Genomic DNA, 14,744 nt, shown 5'->3' with positions numbered 1-14,744 from the left:
GCACGTGTCACCCGGGACCCCTGGCCGGATCGCCCGACCCGGGCGCTGTGCGATGATCGGGCGGTGACCCTGCTCACCCAGCCACCGACCTTCACCGAGCCGCGTTCCTCCGCGCTGCTCCTGCTCGGCCAGGGCACCGACCTGGCCTCCGAGCGGGGCGTGGAGTGCTCCGGCGCCCTGCCCGCCGCCAGCGACCCGGACCTGGTCGAACGCGCCCGCGCGGCGCGCGCCGCCCTCGGGGAACGCGCGTTCGTGCTGGGACACCACTACCAGCGCGACGAGGTCATCGACTTCGCTGACGTCACCGGCGACTCCTTCAAGCTCGCCCGCGAGGCCGCCGCCCGGCCGGAGGCCGAGTTCATCCTGTTCTGCGGCGTGCACTTCATGGCCGAGTCCGCGGACATCCTGACCTCCGATGCGCAGCAGGTCGTGCTGCCGGACCTGGCCGCCGGGTGCTCGATGGCCGACATGGCCGCGATCGACCAGGTCGAGGACGCCTGGGACGTGCTGGTCGAGGCCGGGATCGCCGAGGACACCGTCCCGGTCACCTACATGAACTCCACCGCCGCGATCAAGGCCTTCACCGGTCGGCACGGCGGCACCGTCTGCACCTCGTCCAACGCCCAGGTCGCGCTGCGCTGGGCCTTCGACCGGGTGGGCGGCGTCGACGGCACCGGCAAGGTCCTGTTCATGCCGGACCAGCACCTGGGCCGGAACACCGCGGTGCTGCAGCTCGGCATCCCGCTCGACCAGTGCGTCGTCTTCGACCCGCGCAAGCCGCACGGCGGCCTGACCGTCCAGCAGCTGCGCGACGCCCGGATGATCCTGTGGCGCGGGCACTGCTCGGTGCACGGCCGGTTCTCCGCGCAGAACCTGGTCGACGCGCGCGCCGCCGTTCCCGACGTCACGGTCCTCGTGCACCCGGAGTGCAAGCACGAGGTCGTCACCGGCGCGGACATGGTCGGCTCCACCGAGTTCATCATCAAGGCCCTGGACGCCGCCGAGCCGGGCTCCGCGTGGGCGATCGGCACCGAGCTGAACCTGGTCCGCCGGCTGGCCGCCGCCCACCCGGACAAGCGGATCAGCTACCTGGACGACACGGTGTGCTTCTGCTCGACCATGAACCGGATCGACCTGCCGCACCTGGTCTGGGCGATGGAGTCCCTGGCCGACGGCCGCACGGTCAACCGGATCGTGGTCGACGCCGACGACGCGCACTGGGCCCGGGTGGCCCTGGACCAGATGCTGGCACTACCGGGACTCTGATCGACTGGGAGCACACATGGGCACGGGACATCCGTTGCGGATCGGCATCCTCGCCTTCGACGATGTCGAGGAACTGGATCTGGTCGGTCCCTACGACGTGCTCACCGCCTGGGCGGCCCGCTCCCCGCTGCGCCCCGAGGTCTGCATCTTCTCCCCGGACGGCGCTGGGATCCGCGCTGCCAAGGGCCTGCGCCTGCTCCCCGACACCTCCGCGGCCGAGGTCGGTGAACTGCACGTCCTGATCCACCCCGGCGGCCAGGGGACCCGGCGACTCGCGCAGGACCACGACCACCTGGCCTGGCTGCGCGGCCTGCGAGCCACCACCCCGCTGCTGGCCTCGGTCTGCACCGGCGCGCTGGTCTACGCCGCCGCGGGTCTGCTCGCCGGGCGTCCCGCCACCACGCACTGGCAAGCCGTGGACGAGCTCACCGCCCTCGACCCGAGCGTGCTGATCGACACCGAGGCCCGATTCGTCGACGACGGCGACATCCTCACCTCCGCGGGCGTCTCCGCGGGGATCGACATGGCCCTGCACCTGGTCGCCCGGCTCGAGTCCGCCACCGCCGCCCGCGAGGTCCGTCGCGCGATCCAGTACGACCCCGCGCCGCCGGTCTGACCCCCGCGCCCGTCCGACCCGCACCCTGCGCGCCCGCACCCCTGCGCCCCACACCGCCGTGCGCCCGCCGAGTGCGGAGTTCTTGTCGCCCAAACCGCCCTCTGAGCGACAACTTCTTCGCACTCGGCTCCGAGCCGGCGGCGACACTGCACGCGCGGACGGCCCGGCCCCCGCACGGGGGCCGGGCCGTCCGGGGCGGCGGTCAGCGACCGAGGCGAGCCAGCAGCAGCGCCTCGGCGAGCACGACCTTCTCCAGCTCCGCCAGGTGCACCGACTCGTTGGCGCCGTGTGCGCGGGAGTCGGGGTCCTCGACACCGGTGACCAGGATGGCCGCGTCCGGGTAGACCTCGAGCAGGTCGGCGATGAACGGGATGGACCCACCGATGCCGATGTCGACCGGCTCGGTGCCCCAGGCGTCGGCGAACGCCTGGCGGGCGGCACGCATGGCCTCGGAGTCGGCGGGGGCCTGGAACGCCTTGCCCAGCTCGCCGTCGTCGATCGTGACCCGGGCGCCGAACGGGGCATTCGCGAGCAGATGCGACCGCAGGGCCTCCAGGGCGGCGGCGGGGTCCTGGCCGGGGGCGATCCGCAGCGACAGCTTCGCGGTGGCCTTCGGGGTGATCGTGTTCGACGCGGTCGCGACCCGCGGGGCGTCCAGGCCGATCACCGCGATGGTCGGCTTGGTCCACAGCCGGGAGCTGATCGGCCCGGAACCGGCCAGCTGCACGCCGTCCAGCACGCCCGCATCGGCCCGGAACGCGGCCTCGTCGTAGTCGACGGTGGGGTCGTCGGCGTGGTGCAGACCGGCGACGGCGACATCGCCCTGGTCGTCGTGCAGGGTCGCGATCAGGCGGGACATCAGGGTCACCGCGTCGATCACCGGACCGCCGAACATCCCGGAGTGGATGGCGTGGTCCAGGACGGCGACCTCGACGTCCAGGTCGACCAGTCCGCGCAGCGAGGTGGTCAGGCCGGGGACTCCGACCCGCCAGTTCGAGGAGTCCGCGACCACGATCACGTCGGCGGCGAGCAGGTCGCGGTAGGTGTGGAGGAAGGTGGTGAAGGACGGCGAACCGACCTCCTCCTCCCCCTCGACGAACACGGTGACCCCGACGCTCAGGTCGTCGGCCAGGGTGCGGAGCGCACCGAGGTGGGCGACCACGCCGGCCTTGTCGTCCGCCGCGCCGCGACCGAACAGGCGACCGTCCTTCTCGGTCGGCACGAACGGCGGGGTGTCCCAGTCGCTGTCCGCGCCCGGAGGCTGCACGTCGTGGTGCGCGTAGAGCAGCACGGTCGGCGCACCGGCCGGGGCGGGGCGCCGGGCGACGACCGCCGGGGCGCCGGGGGTGCCGTCGGGGCGGTCGACGTGCAGGATCTGGACCTCGGGCATGCCGGCACCGCGCAGCAGGTCGGCGACCGCCTGGGCGCTGGCGGCGACGTGCGCCTGGTCGAAGTCGCTGTTCGAGACGCTGGGGATCCGGACCAGGTCCTCCAGGTCGGAGCGGACACCGGGCCAGATGGCCTGCACGCGGTTCCGCAGCTCGGCGACGTCGGGGACGGGGGTGGAGTCGGAGGCTGTCACGGGTCGCCACGCTACTCGACTACTCTGGCGGGGTGTTCGGACGCAGCAAGGACAACGACGCCAGCCAGCCGCAGGTCGAGACCCCGGCGGTGATCGAGGTGCCGACCGGCAAGGGCCGTCCCACCCCGACCCGCAAGCAGGCCGAGGCCGCCAACCGCCGGCCGCTGGTGCCCGCCGACCGCAAGGCCGCCGCCAAGGACGCGCGCGCCGCCCAGCGGGTCGAGCGGGAGAAGCAGTACCAGGCGATGCAGTCCGGCGACGAGCGCTACCTGCCCGCCAAGGACAAGGGCCCGGTCCGCCGCTACACCCGGCTGTTCGTGGACGCCCGCTGGAACCTCGGGGAGCTGTTCCTGCCGATCGCGATCGTGGTGCTGCTGGCGAACATCGGCCTGTCCGCGATCAGCACGTCCGCGGCGTTCGTCGCCCTGATCGCGCTGTACGTCTTCATCCTGCTGATGGTCGTCGACGCGGTCGTCATGTGGCGGCGCCTGAAGAAGCAGCTGACCGCGAAGTTCGGCGCCGATGCCATCGTGCGCGGCACGATGATGTACGCGATCACCCGGGTGTTCCAGATCCGCCGCGCCCGGCTGCCGAAGCCGCAGAACAAGCACGGCGAGTGGCCCGCCTGACCAGCAGGTGTGGGTGCGGGGACCTCGTCTGACGACATGCTGACCCACGGGTCCCAGGTCGAGAACGACGCGGCGACCGCCTGTGTGCGGGCCGCGCTCGACGCCGGCATCACCTCCTTCGACACCGCGGACGTGTACGCGAACACCGTCGCAGAGTCCGTGCTGGGCGAGGCGCTGAAGGGCGAGCGCCGCCAGTCGCTGGAGATCTCGCCACGGTCTTACGATCGGCCTGCTGCGCCAACAGACTTGGGCTTCCATGCAGAACGCCCCTGATACTCGTCCGTGAGACGGAATCGGGGGCGTTCTGATTCGAGACGACGGCAGGTGCGTCGACTACCGGCGCGCGGCCAGGCGCGCCCTCGCCGACCACAGTCGCCAGAGCCGTCGCCCGACGACGAACAACCCGACCAGCGAGGCGGGATACAGCACCGACCACACGACGTCGTAGGCTCGCATGGTCACAGGTTAGTGCTGGCCGAGTAGCTTGTGCCCTTGACGAAGAAGTCCAGGTTCACGGTCCGAGACCACGCGGAGACGTACGCCGTCGACATCGTGAACGACATGCGGGCCTGCGCCGCAGTCGTCCCCGACTGCGTGGAACGCGGGATGCCGGCCCTCACGTCACTGATCCCATTCCCGATCGCACGATGGACCGTCGGATTGATTGCCTTGGTGATCTTCGCGTTGTAGCCGGACCGGGTCTCGAAGTCGACGTAGAACGAGTACGAGAACGAGATTCCGTCGTAGACCACGCGGCAGTTGGTGTAGACCTTCCAGCTGGCAGAGGTCTTGATCGAGCCGCACGTGTTGATGGTCGTATCGCGCAGCATCGGGTTCGGCACCGGGGTGAACTCCTCGGGCATGGACGCCAGCGACACCGACCCGTCGGCGTAGACGTTGCGGATCACCTGCTCACCGTCCACGAAGTCCGAGCCGGACGACACGGGCTCGGCGCTCGGGTCGTCGGCCAGCAGCAGCTCCCCACGTCGGACCTTCGCCACAAGCGAGTCCCATACGCCCGGCTCGACGCCGTGATGGGCGAAGACAGCTTCGAGCTCCGCTCGCACCTGCGCATCAACCTCGACAGCTTGCTGACCGTCCGGTCCAGCGGTTCCGGCGAACGCCGGAGCACCTCCCAGCCCGAGCGCGGCCACCACCGCAACAGCAACCAGTGACCTACGGAGACTACGGTTCACGTGAACCCCTCCTGTGATCGCTCAGCTAGTCGGCTTTGACTGTCTGACCAGCGAGGTTTGTGCAGCACGGCTCGTGCCTGCAAGGCGATCAGCGAGAGATGAGTACTTCTCCTGGACCGGTTGAGTGGTTGTGCTACTCGATCCGAGCCGCTCGTGACGCGCCCAAGTGGAAACCCCCACCCCCTTGAGAGCGCGAGCCCTCAGTGTCCCGACAGGTGAAGCCGGCTCATGCATGCCCGCGTGTGGGTCCTAGGCTGACCGGCATGGAATTCCGTCACCTCGGCCGCTCCGGCCTCAAGATCTCCGAGATCACCTACGGCAACTGGCTGACCCACGGGTCCCAGGTCGAGAACGACGCGGCGACCGCCTGTGTGCGGGCCGCGCTCGACGCCGGCATCACCTCCTTCGACACCGCGGACGTGTACGCGAACACCGTCGCAGAGTCCGTGCTGGGCGAGGCTCTGAAGGGCGAGCGCCGCCAGTCGCTGGAGATCTTCACCAAGGTCTACTGGCCCACCGGCCCCAAGGGCCCGAACGACACCGGCCTGTCCCGCAAGCACATCATGGAGTCCATCGACGGCTCGCTCTCCCGGCTGCAGACCGACTACGTCGACCTGTACCAGGCGCACCGCTACGACCACGCGACGCCGCTGGAGGAGACCATGCAGGCCTTCGCGGACGTGGTCCGCCAGGGCAAGGCGCTCTACATCGGCGTCAGCGAGTGGACCGCCGACCAGATCCGGGCCGGCGCCGCGCTGGCCAAGGAGCTGGGCTTCCAGTTGGTGTCCAACCAGCCGCAGTACTCCGCGCTGTGGCGGGTCATCGAGGGCGAGGTCGTCCCGGCGTCCGAGGAGCTCGGCCTGTCCCAGATCGTCTGGTCCCCGGTGGCCCAGGGTGTGCTCACCGGCAAGTATCTGCCCGGCCAGCCGCTGCCCGAGGGCTCGCGCGCCACGGACGAGAAGGGCGGCGCCCGCACCATCAAGACGTTCCTGGACCGCCCGAACATCCTGGAGCGGGTGCAGGAGCTCAAGCCGGTCGCAGCCGAGCTCGACCTGTCGCTCGCCCAGCTCGCGGTCGCCTGGGTGCTGCAGAACCCGAACGTCGCCGCGGCGATCATCGGTGCCTCGCGCCCGGAGCAGGTCACCGAGAACGTCAAGGCCGCCGGGGTCACGATCCCGGCCGAGCTGCTGACCCGGATCGACCAGATCCTGGGCGACGCGGTGATCACCGACCCGGCGGAGACGGCGAAGAGCTCGCCCGCCTCGCGCTGAGCCTCAGCGCACCCCTACGGCCCCCACGACCGCCAGCCCCGCTGGACGGCGTGGGGGCCGTGTCGTCGTCGGTCAGGGCAGAGCGGCCCACCTACGAACCGGACACGCAGCGTCGTCCGCTGCCACTCAACCCGGGTGGCCGAGCCGAGGCCGGACGCGCCCGAGGATTCACCGGCGGTCCTGCGTCAGGTGGGATCGGCCAGGGACGGGTGCGGCCCTGCCGGGCGACGCGGGGTCAAGGTCCCATGCGTTCGGCGGACGTCGGGGCCGGATTCCCACGAACGGCTCGGCACCGGAGACGCCGACCCACCTAGAGGTCACGGTGAGTGGTCCCACCCAGTCCCGGACCCGGCTCCGATCGCGGCTAGCGTCCCCAACCGCCCGCCGTCCCCGAGCAGAGCACGGATCCCCATGGTCGCCCCACCGCCCACCGCCCGCGTCCGCGCGACGCGCAGCGACGACGGCTTCACGATCGTCGAGGCGGTGGTCGCCATGGTGCTGCTCATCGTCTTCGCGACGACGGTTCTCGCGGCGGTGGCCACCACGACCCGGCTCGCCGGGCAGTTCCGCTCCCGGACGGTCGCCACCGAACTCGCCACCAGTGAGATCGCCACGACACGCGTCGCGGTCGACGCCGGGGACCTCTCGACGGACACCCTGATCGACGGTGACACCCAGGACACCTCGACGGACCGCGCGGGCACGACCTACTCCGTCACCCGGACGATCGGACTGTCCACGGCCACCGAGGGCCAGTCCCTGTGCACCGGGACCGGAACCTCCTTGAGCGGGGCCGACCGGCTGATGGTGCGGATCGAGGTCTCGGTGACCTGGTCGGACCGCACGACGATGGCCCCGGTGCGCCTGGTCGAGTTCGTCGGACTCCCGGACGGTCTCACGACGGGCAAGAACGCCCTGGTCGTCGTGCACGTCGTCGACCCGACGAACGGCGGCGCCGGGGTGCCGGGCGTCGCGATCGAGCTGCAGTCCAATCTCTGGTACTACTCGGTGAAGTCCGGCAGGACGACCGACTCCGACGGGTGCGTGGTGGTCCAGGTCAGCGGCGACTGGGCGAAGAAGTCGACCAGCTACACCGCGGTCGCGAGCAAGAGCGGTTACGTCGGGCAGGCCTGGACGGACACCGCCGCGACGCTGATCGGCAAACTCGGCCTCGGGGCGAACTCGCTGGTCAACCGCGTGGAGATCTCCTACGCGCCGTCCGCCACCCTCCGGGTGCACCTCACGAACGAGGACGGGACCGCCGCAGCCACGGACGAGCAGGCCGCCGGGCAGAATCTCACGCTGATCTGTGCGTCGTCCGGGACCGCGGCGTCGGATCCCGGGAAGGTCACCACCCTGACGGCGGCGGTCACCGAGTTCTCCGCCGTCTGGCCCTGTCTGTACTCGGCCTACGTCGGCGAGGAACTGCCCGCGACCATGACCCAGGTGGACGTGGCCGGCGGGGCGACCGTCGACCTCTGGGTCAGACCGGGCTACGGGATCGTCCCGGAACCAGGGGGGACGACGCCCGAGCCGACGCCCACCGAGGAACCGACCGTCGAGCCCAGCGTGGAGCCGAGCCCCGAGCCCTCCGTCGGGCCAGAGCCCGATCCGGAGACCACCGACGACCCCCTGCCCGTGCCCGACCCGACCGAGTCCGGGGACGCGGCATGACCCGGCTCCCCGTCCGCACCGGAGCTCTCCGCCCGCAGGGCCGCGACGAGGGACTGACCCTGGCCGAGCTGCTGGTCGCGATGTCCATCCTGACCATGGTCATGGTCGCCACCGTCACGCTGACCATCGGCATCCAGCGGACCGACGCGAAGAGCTGGGGCCGGACCGACGACACCCTGTCGGCCCAGTACGCCATCCGGGTGATCGAGCGAGCGGTGCCCTACGCGCTCCGGGCCGAACCCTTCGCCGAGGCGATGACCTCGCCGGTGCTCGGCGGCAGTGCGTCCAGCCTGGCGGTGCTCATCCGCGACCCCGACGCCGATGCCACGTCCGCCACCGTGGCGGCGGACGAACTGGTGCTGGTCGAGTTCGAGGTCGCCGGCGACCGCCTCGTCGAACGACGCACTCCGGTGGCCGGCGTCGCGGACGCCACCGAGCTGCGCGCCCTGCTCCCGCTGAGCGCCGGGTGCTCCGGACGCACCTGCGAGACCCGGGTCCTCGTCGACGGGGTCCAGTCCGGGACCGGATTCACCTACCTCGACGCGCACGGCACCGAGATCGACGCGTCCGCCGCCGTCGAAGCGGTCGAGGTCACGTTGGTCGTTCGCACCTCGCCGCAGCGGCAGGAGATCGCCAGCACGCACAGCGACCGCATCCACCTGAAGAACAGTTGAGAGCGAGAACCACCGTGGGCACGGCACGTCAACGCATCCGCACCGACGACGGCATGGGGGTGGTGATGGTGGTGATCTCGTTCGCCGTGCTGTTCGCGCTGGTGCTCACGACCTCCCTCTACGTGGTGCGGTCGATGCGGCTCAGCGCGGCCTACACCGACAGCGAGAAGGCCCTGTCCGCGGCGGAATCGGGTCTCGCCGACTTCCTGACCCGTGCCAGCGCCGTCCCCGGCTACTGGCAGGAGATCGATTGCGACAACACGGCGATGCAGGCGCCGGTCACCGACTCCGGCTGCGGCTACGACACGACGACGGAGGTCGGCTGGTCGCCGGTCGAGGCGGGCACATCGGCCGACAGCGCCCCCGCCTACCACTACCAGGTCATGGACTGGGACACGGACAACGGCACCGAGGCCAGCTGGGTCGCGCTGCGGGTGACCGGGCGATCCGCCGACGAGTACCGCACCGTGGAGGTCCGGGCGACCCGTGAGTCCACCGAGCAGTACGCCGGTTACCAGAACCACTGGGCGCGACCGACCTCTGCCGCCTACTGCACCGACTCCGCCGGCGCCCGGGCCTATCAGCGCAGCAGTGGCGCCTACGGTGCGGGCAGCCCCATGCCCTCGATCCTCTGCCTGCGCACGCGCAATAACTGGCACAACACCAACGCCTGGGGCAACCCCGTGAGCCAGACCAACGGCGGGGTGGACTGGAAGCTCAACTCCTGGGTCAACCCGGTCGACGGGGACTTCTTCAGCAACGACGTCGGGTTCATCAATCCGGGACCGACCAGCATGGCGGGCACCGCGGGAGCGACATACCAGGTGGACGGCACGCTCTCCGTCGTCAACCCCTGGTGCAGCGACAGCACCTTCGGGACCGGGTGGGAGAGCGGAGCGTTCTCGACCAGCTGCGGCGTGCTGCCCACCACGCAGTACATCGGCAATCTCCCGGTCTCGGCCGTGACCACGAGCGCCGCGCCGCAGTTGTCCACCCCGCACACGCTGCCCTACGAGACCACCGCACTCGCCTCTGCCCCGGGCTGCCACTACTACGGGCCGACCCGAGTCGTGTTCGAGCCGGACGGCTCGATGCGGGTGTGGTCCAAGCAATCGCAGTACTCCGGCCTCACCCTCGCCGTGGCGTCGTTCTCCGGCACCACGCCCACCTGCGGCAGCCCTGCAGCGTTGGCGTCGGACGAGGGCGCACACGTCGCGGTGCCCGACGGCATGGTCGTCTACGTGGACGACCTGCCCGCCGATGTCGTGGCCGACAACGGTGTGGTGAACGATCGGCTCGACGCGCACGAGATCGGCGGCAACGCGACCTACGGCTACCTCCCGGCCGGCGATGTGGCCGCGGACGCGCTCGCCCAGGCGGAGGCCAACGGCACCGTGGGTCACACCGAGATCGCGCTGGACACCTCGGCCTACGCGTCCTCGCGGTACCGGACCAAGGGGAATCTCTGGGTCGAGGGCGAGTACCAGGGCACGGTCACGCTCGGATCCGTCGGCGCGGTGCTGGTCACCGGGGACCTCGTGGCCGCGGGCAGCACCGATCAGCTCGGCCTCGTCGCCAACGAGGTGAGCGTGGTGGACCAGCGCGTCGCGCTGCGCGGGCGCGCCTCCCGGTACGGGGACGGCAGCACGTGGGTCGGGTCGTACAACCTCACCAAGTACTACCTCTACCGCGACGGGGTGGACGCCGCGTCGGGCACCCAGGGCTCGTGGCCGCACCAGTACGACGACGATCCGGACCAGATCCGGATCGATGCCGCCATCCAGGTGCTCAGCAGCGGCCTCGGCTACCAGGACGACCAGGTCTGTGTCCTCGCGACCGACTTCGACAGCTCGTACGGCTGGTCCACACCCCGCTACGACGCCGCTGCCGGCACGTCATCGGATCCGTACCTGGCCACGTTCCCCGGTGCCTCGCTCACGCGGAAGTCGGACGGCTCCGGTGGCTATCTCGCCGAGGTGGACATGTCGCAGGTGGAGACCACGTCGGTGGTCGTGAACGGCTCCCTCGCCCAGAACTACCTCAGCACCACCGGGGTCCGGAACGAGGCCTCCTGGATCGTCGGGATCCAGGGTGGACTCCGGGTCCAGGTCAACTATCCCGAGGGCAGCTGCGGGATGGACCTGACGGTGGGCTACGACGATCGGCTGCGCAGTTCGGCGCCGCCCTATCTGCTGCGGTTCACCGACGTCGGGTGGGAGCGCGGGGATTCCAGCGAGGTCACGACGCCCGCGAACCTCCGCTCGTAGCGGCTCGCCTCGTCGGCGGCGTCTCACCGACGTCGAACGGGAGCGAGCCGACCCGGACGAGGTGCCGATTCCCGCGGTGCGGCCGTCGTCGGGATCGGTTCGTGGTCCAGCCGCACCAGGAACCGCGGCATCAGCCAGCCCAGGATCGGCCCGACCGACAGCGCGTACAGCACCGTGCCCACGCCGACGGTGCCGCCGAGCGCCCAGCCGATCACGACCACCGTCAACTCGATCCCGATCCGGATCGGCGCCACCCGGCCCCCGGTGCGGGCCACCAGACCGGTCATCAGGCCGTCCCGCGGACCCGGCCCGAGCCGCGCGCCGATGTACAGCGCACCGGCCAGCCCGTTCAGCCCGATCCCGGCCAGCATCAGCGCGATCCGGGCCACCACGGGCAGCTGCTCGGGCAGCAGGTTCAGCAGTGCGACGAACGGGTCCACCATCACGCCGATCACCACGACGTTGGCCACCGTGCCGACGCCGGGTCGCTGTCGCAGCGGGATCCAGCACAGCAGGACCCCGACGCTGCTGACCAGGACCGAGGTGCCCAGCGACCAGCCGAACTGGTGGGACAGTCCCTGGCTCAGCACGTCCCACGGCATCGAGCCGAGCGCCGGGTGCACGACCATGGCGATGGACAGGGCGTAGAGCACCAGGCCGACGAACAGCTGGGGCAGGCGACGGCTGAGCCGACGGGAGGAGTTCTGCGACATGGTCTGATCCTGGGCCAGGAGTGGCCTTCCTTTCGATAGCCAATTGCGCAAGAGTGGCCTGCATGGCAGCACTCCACACCGACCGCCGGGTCTCGGGCGCCCGGACCGCGACCGTGCTCGGCAACTGGCGACGACCCGGACCGGCACACACCGCCCTGTCCGACGCGCTGCGCCGTGCCGTCCTGGCCGGGTCCCTGCCACTGTCCACCCGGCTCCCGGCCGAGCGCGAGCTGGCGACGGCGCTGGCCGTCTCCCGCACCACCGTGACCGCGGCCTACGACACCCTCCGCGCCGAGGGCTTCCTGCTCAGCCGCCAGGGGGCGGGCACGGTGACCGCACTCCCCCACGACCAGCGCTCCCGGACCACGCCGGTGGGCTACGGCGGCGAGGGGATCGTCGACCTGTCGATCGCCGCCTCGACCGCCCCGCCCGAGCTGCACCACGCCGCGCTCGCCGCGCTGGACCGGCTGCCCGCCCACGCCGACCACGGCTACTACCCGATGGGTCTGCCCGAACTGCGCGAGGCCGTCGCCCAGCGCTACACCGATCGCGGCACCCCGACCTCGCCGGACCAGATCCTGATCACCACCGGCGCCCAGCACGCGATCGCCCTGCTGATCCAGGGGCATGCCGGGCCGGGCGACCGCGTCGTGGTCGAGCAGCCGACCTACGTGCACGCGATCGACGCGGTGCGGGCCACCGGCGCGCGACCGGTCCCGGTGCCGACCGGCCCGGAAGGGGTGGACCTCGCGCTGCTGGCCTCCACGCTGCGGCAGGTGGCGCCGCGGCTGGTGTACCTGGTGCCGGACTTCCAGAACCCCACCGGTGGCTGCCTGTCCGCGGACGCCCGGGCCGAGATCCGCGACCTCGCGCTGCGCACCGGCACCGTGATCGTCGGCGACGAGGTCCTGACCGATCTGGTGCTGGACGGGCCGGCGCCCGACAGCTGGGCCGGCGCCGGTCGCGATCCGCGGGTGCTGGCGATCGGATCGGTGTCCAAGTCGCACTGGGGCGGGCTGCGGGTCGGCTGGCTGCGCGGCCCGGCCGAGCTGACCACCCGGTTGGCCCTCGCCCGGCGCAGCGCCGATCTGGGCACCCCGGTGCTGGAGCAGCTGATCGCCGCGGAGCTGATCGGCGCGGGCCCGGGTGCGGTGCCCGGCCGGGTCGACACGCTGCGTGCGGGCCGCGACCTGCTGGTCGCGCTGCTGCGCGACCGGCTGCCGGACTGGCGGTTCGCGGTCCCCCGCGGCGGTCAGTGCCTGTGGGTCGATCTGGGCGCCCCGGTGTCCTCGGCGCTCAGCGCGCTGGCCCTGGCACACGGGGTGCGGGTCGTGCCGGGTCCGGCGTTCGGCGTCGACGGCGGGATGGAGGACCGGCTGCGCCTGCCGTTCACCGCCGCACCGGATCAGCTGGTCCGGGCGGTGGACGGGCTGGCGCTGGCGTGGGCCGCGCTGGGACCGGCTGCCCCCACGGCGGCACCGGCGCGCGGAACGGTCACGGTCTGACGGCTGCTGCCGCGCACCGGCGCGCGGGCGGCCACGCTCGATGCCCTGGACCGCCCCGAGACGCTCCGCCGACGTCAGCCCTCCGTGAAGGTCATCTCCTCCGGCACGGCCCGCAGGTCGTAGCTCGGGCCCACGGTCGCGTCCGCCAGCCGGAGCACCGCCGCGGCCGCGCCCTGGTCGCGCAGCGCACGCCAGTGCAGCCCGAACCACTCCTCGGCGTCGAACCGGCCCACGAAGGTCGGCGAGGTCGGCCGGTCGATCTCCCGGCCCGCGGCATCGGCGAACCGCCAGGACCAGTGCGGAGCGAGGTCGCTCATGCCGCCAGCTCCTTCGCGATCCGGGAGGCCCAGAACGGCCCCTGGTAGATGAAGCCGGTGTAGCCCTGCACCAGGGTGGCGCCCGCCTCCCGGTAGGCCCGCGCGTCCGCACCGGTGCTGATCCCGCCGACGCCGATGATCACCGGGTCGGGGCCGAGCCGGTCGCGCAGTCGACGGACCACGGCGAGCCCGCGCTCCAGCACCGGCGGGCCGGAGACGCCGCCGGGGCCGAGGTCGTGCGCGATGGTGGTGTTGACGGCGACCACGCCGTCCAGACCGAGCTCCAGCGCCAGGTCGGCGACCGCGTCCACGTCGTCGTCGGCCAGGTCGGGGGCGATCTTGACCAGCAGCGGCACCCGCGGGCTACCGGCGGCGGCCGTGGCCCGGTCGGCGGCTGCCCGGGTGGCCTGCAGCACCGGCCGCAACGACTCGACCGACTGCAGGTCCCGCAGACCGGGCGTGTTCGGGGAGGAGACGTTGACCACCAGGTAGTCCGCGTACGGCGCCAGGCGCTCGGCGGAGGTGGCGTAGTCGGCGGCGGCGTCCTCGACCGGCGTGACCTTGGTCTTGCCGATGTTCACGCCGACCACGGCGGCCCGGCCCGCAGGGGTGCCGCGCAGCGCCGCGAGGGTGCGAGCGACCTCGACCGAGCCCCGGTTGTTGAAGCCCATCCGGTTGCGCAGCGCCCGCTGGTCGACCATCCGCCAGAGCCGGGGCTGCTCGTTGCCGGGCTGCGGATGCGCGGTGACGGTGCCGACCTCGACGAAGCCGAAGCCGAGCATGGTCAGTCCGGGCACGCCGACCGCGTCCTTGTCGAAGCCCGCGGCCACCCCGAAGGCGGAGGGGAACGTCCGGCCCAGCACCTGCACCCGCCCGGCGGCGGGAACGGCGAGGACCGCACGGATCACCGAGCGCAGCACCGGGATGCGGGCGGCGAGCCGGATCAGCGCGAAGGCCCGGTGATGGGCCTGTTCGGGATCGAGGCGGACGAAGACCAGGCGGAACAGGAGGCCGTACACGGCCCCCAACCTAGT

General features: G+C 71.7%; 14 protein-coding genes and 1 pseudogene. 9 read left to right on the top strand and 6 right to left on the bottom strand.

The genetic code is table 11. From position 1 onward, the window contains the following. Window positions 1-63: 63 nt before the first annotated feature. Together nadA and OGL89_RS05055 are read left to right on the top strand one after the other, a co-directional pair. Window positions 64-1,266: a quinolinate synthase NadA gene (nadA, locus tag OGL89_RS05060; RefSeq protein ID WP_263118806.1), complete on the top strand. Its 1,203-nt coding sequence runs from the start codon at window positions 64-66 to the stop codon at window positions 1,264-1,266. Window positions 1,267-1,282: 16 nt separating this feature from the next. Beyond that, window positions 1,283-1,882, top strand: a complete 600-nt coding sequence (locus OGL89_RS05055; RefSeq protein ID WP_263118805.1) for a DJ-1/PfpI family protein — start codon at window positions 1,283-1,285, stop codon at window positions 1,880-1,882. Window positions 1,883-2,084: 202 nt separating this feature from the next. Here OGL89_RS05055 and OGL89_RS05050 read toward each other — a convergent pair whose 3' ends face one another. Then, window positions 2,085-3,464 (bottom strand): dipeptidase, encoded by a 1,380-nt coding sequence (locus tag OGL89_RS05050; protein WP_263118804.1) that lies wholly within the window; start codon window positions 3,462-3,464, stop codon window positions 2,085-2,087. A 32-nt stretch (window positions 3,465-3,496) separates the two neighbouring features. Between OGL89_RS05050 and OGL89_RS05045 the strand changes: the two genes are divergently transcribed. Together OGL89_RS05045 and OGL89_RS05040 are read left to right on the top strand one after the other, a co-directional pair. After that, window positions 3,497-4,093, top strand: a complete 597-nt coding sequence (locus OGL89_RS05045; RefSeq protein WP_263118803.1) for a DUF3043 domain-containing protein — start codon at window positions 3,497-3,499, stop codon at window positions 4,091-4,093. A gap of 39 nt (window positions 4,094-4,132) precedes the next feature. After that, window positions 4,133-4,300 (top strand): annotated as a pseudogene (locus OGL89_RS05040) (aldo/keto reductase); the annotation flags it as partial. 126 nt (window positions 4,301-4,426) lie between these two features. On the opposite strand, the gene OGL89_RS05035 reads toward OGL89_RS05040, so the two are convergent. Next, window positions 4,427-4,549 carry a hypothetical protein gene (locus OGL89_RS05035; protein WP_263118802.1) on the bottom strand — a complete coding sequence of 41 codons (123 nt, stop codon included), beginning with the start codon at window positions 4,547-4,549 and terminating at the stop codon, window positions 4,427-4,429. A 2-nt stretch (window positions 4,550-4,551) separates the two neighbouring features. Then, the gene (locus OGL89_RS05030) at window positions 4,552-5,289 is read right to left on the bottom strand and encodes a hypothetical protein (RefSeq protein WP_263118801.1); all 738 of its coding nucleotides are present in this window, start codon (window positions 5,287-5,289) and stop codon (window positions 4,552-4,554) included. 263 nt (window positions 5,290-5,552) lie between these two features. On the opposite strand from OGL89_RS05030, the gene OGL89_RS05025 reads away from it, so the two are divergent. The 4 genes from OGL89_RS05025 to OGL89_RS05010 all read left to right on the top strand — a co-directional run bounded on the left by OGL89_RS05025 (window position 5,553) and on the right by OGL89_RS05010 (window position 11,175). After that, window positions 5,553-6,560, top strand: a complete 1,008-nt coding sequence (locus OGL89_RS05025) for an aldo/keto reductase family protein (RefSeq protein WP_263118799.1) — start codon at window positions 5,553-5,555, stop codon at window positions 6,558-6,560. A gap of 411 nt (window positions 6,561-6,971) precedes the next feature. Continuing rightward, window positions 6,972-8,234, top strand: a complete 1,263-nt coding sequence (locus OGL89_RS05020; RefSeq protein ID WP_263118798.1) for a procyclic acidic repetitive family protein — start codon at window positions 6,972-6,974, stop codon at window positions 8,232-8,234. Then, the gene (locus OGL89_RS05015; RefSeq protein WP_263118797.1) at window positions 8,231-8,908 is read left to right on the top strand and encodes a prepilin-type N-terminal cleavage/methylation domain-containing protein; all 678 of its coding nucleotides are present in this window, start codon (window positions 8,231-8,233) and stop codon (window positions 8,906-8,908) included. The genes OGL89_RS05020 and OGL89_RS05015 overlap by 4 nt, the downstream gene beginning before the upstream one ends. Window positions 8,909-8,922: 14 nt before the next feature. Next, complete coding sequence (locus tag OGL89_RS05010) at window positions 8,923-11,175, top strand: pilus assembly PilX N-terminal domain-containing protein (RefSeq protein ID WP_263118795.1); 2,253 nt, start codon at window positions 8,923-8,925, stop codon at window positions 11,173-11,175. 23 nt (window positions 11,176-11,198) lie between these two features. Here the strand turns inward: OGL89_RS05010 and OGL89_RS05005 are convergent, their stop codons facing one another. Further along, the gene (locus OGL89_RS05005; protein ID WP_263118793.1) at window positions 11,199-11,888 is read right to left on the bottom strand and encodes a hypothetical protein; all 690 of its coding nucleotides are present in this window, start codon (window positions 11,886-11,888) and stop codon (window positions 11,199-11,201) included. A 62-nt stretch (window positions 11,889-11,950) separates the two neighbouring features. Here OGL89_RS05005 and OGL89_RS05000 point away from each other — a divergent pair, with 62 nt between their 5' ends. After that, window positions 11,951-13,393, top strand: coding sequence for a PLP-dependent aminotransferase family protein (locus tag OGL89_RS05000; RefSeq protein WP_263118791.1), 1,443 nt, complete (start codon window positions 11,951-11,953; stop codon window positions 13,391-13,393). Between the two features lie 74 nt (window positions 13,394-13,467). Here OGL89_RS05000 and OGL89_RS04995 read toward each other — a convergent pair whose 3' ends face one another. Then, window positions 13,468-13,710 (bottom strand): hypothetical protein, encoded by a 243-nt coding sequence (locus tag OGL89_RS04995; protein WP_263118789.1) that lies wholly within the window; start codon window positions 13,708-13,710, stop codon window positions 13,468-13,470. Then, complete coding sequence (locus tag OGL89_RS04990) at window positions 13,707-14,729, bottom strand: quinone-dependent dihydroorotate dehydrogenase (RefSeq protein WP_263118787.1); 1,023 nt, start codon at window positions 14,727-14,729, stop codon at window positions 13,707-13,709. The genes OGL89_RS04995 and OGL89_RS04990 overlap by 4 nt, the downstream gene beginning before the upstream one ends. Between the last annotated feature and the right edge of the window lie 15 nt (window positions 14,730-14,744).

This window comes from Cellulomonas sp. RIT-PI-Y (genome assembly GCF_025642745.1).
In the GTDB taxonomy this organism is placed as follows: Bacteria; Actinomycetota; Actinomycetes; order Actinomycetales; family Cellulomonadaceae; genus Cellulomonas.
This window is presented reverse-complemented; position numbering and strand designations above follow the sequence as displayed.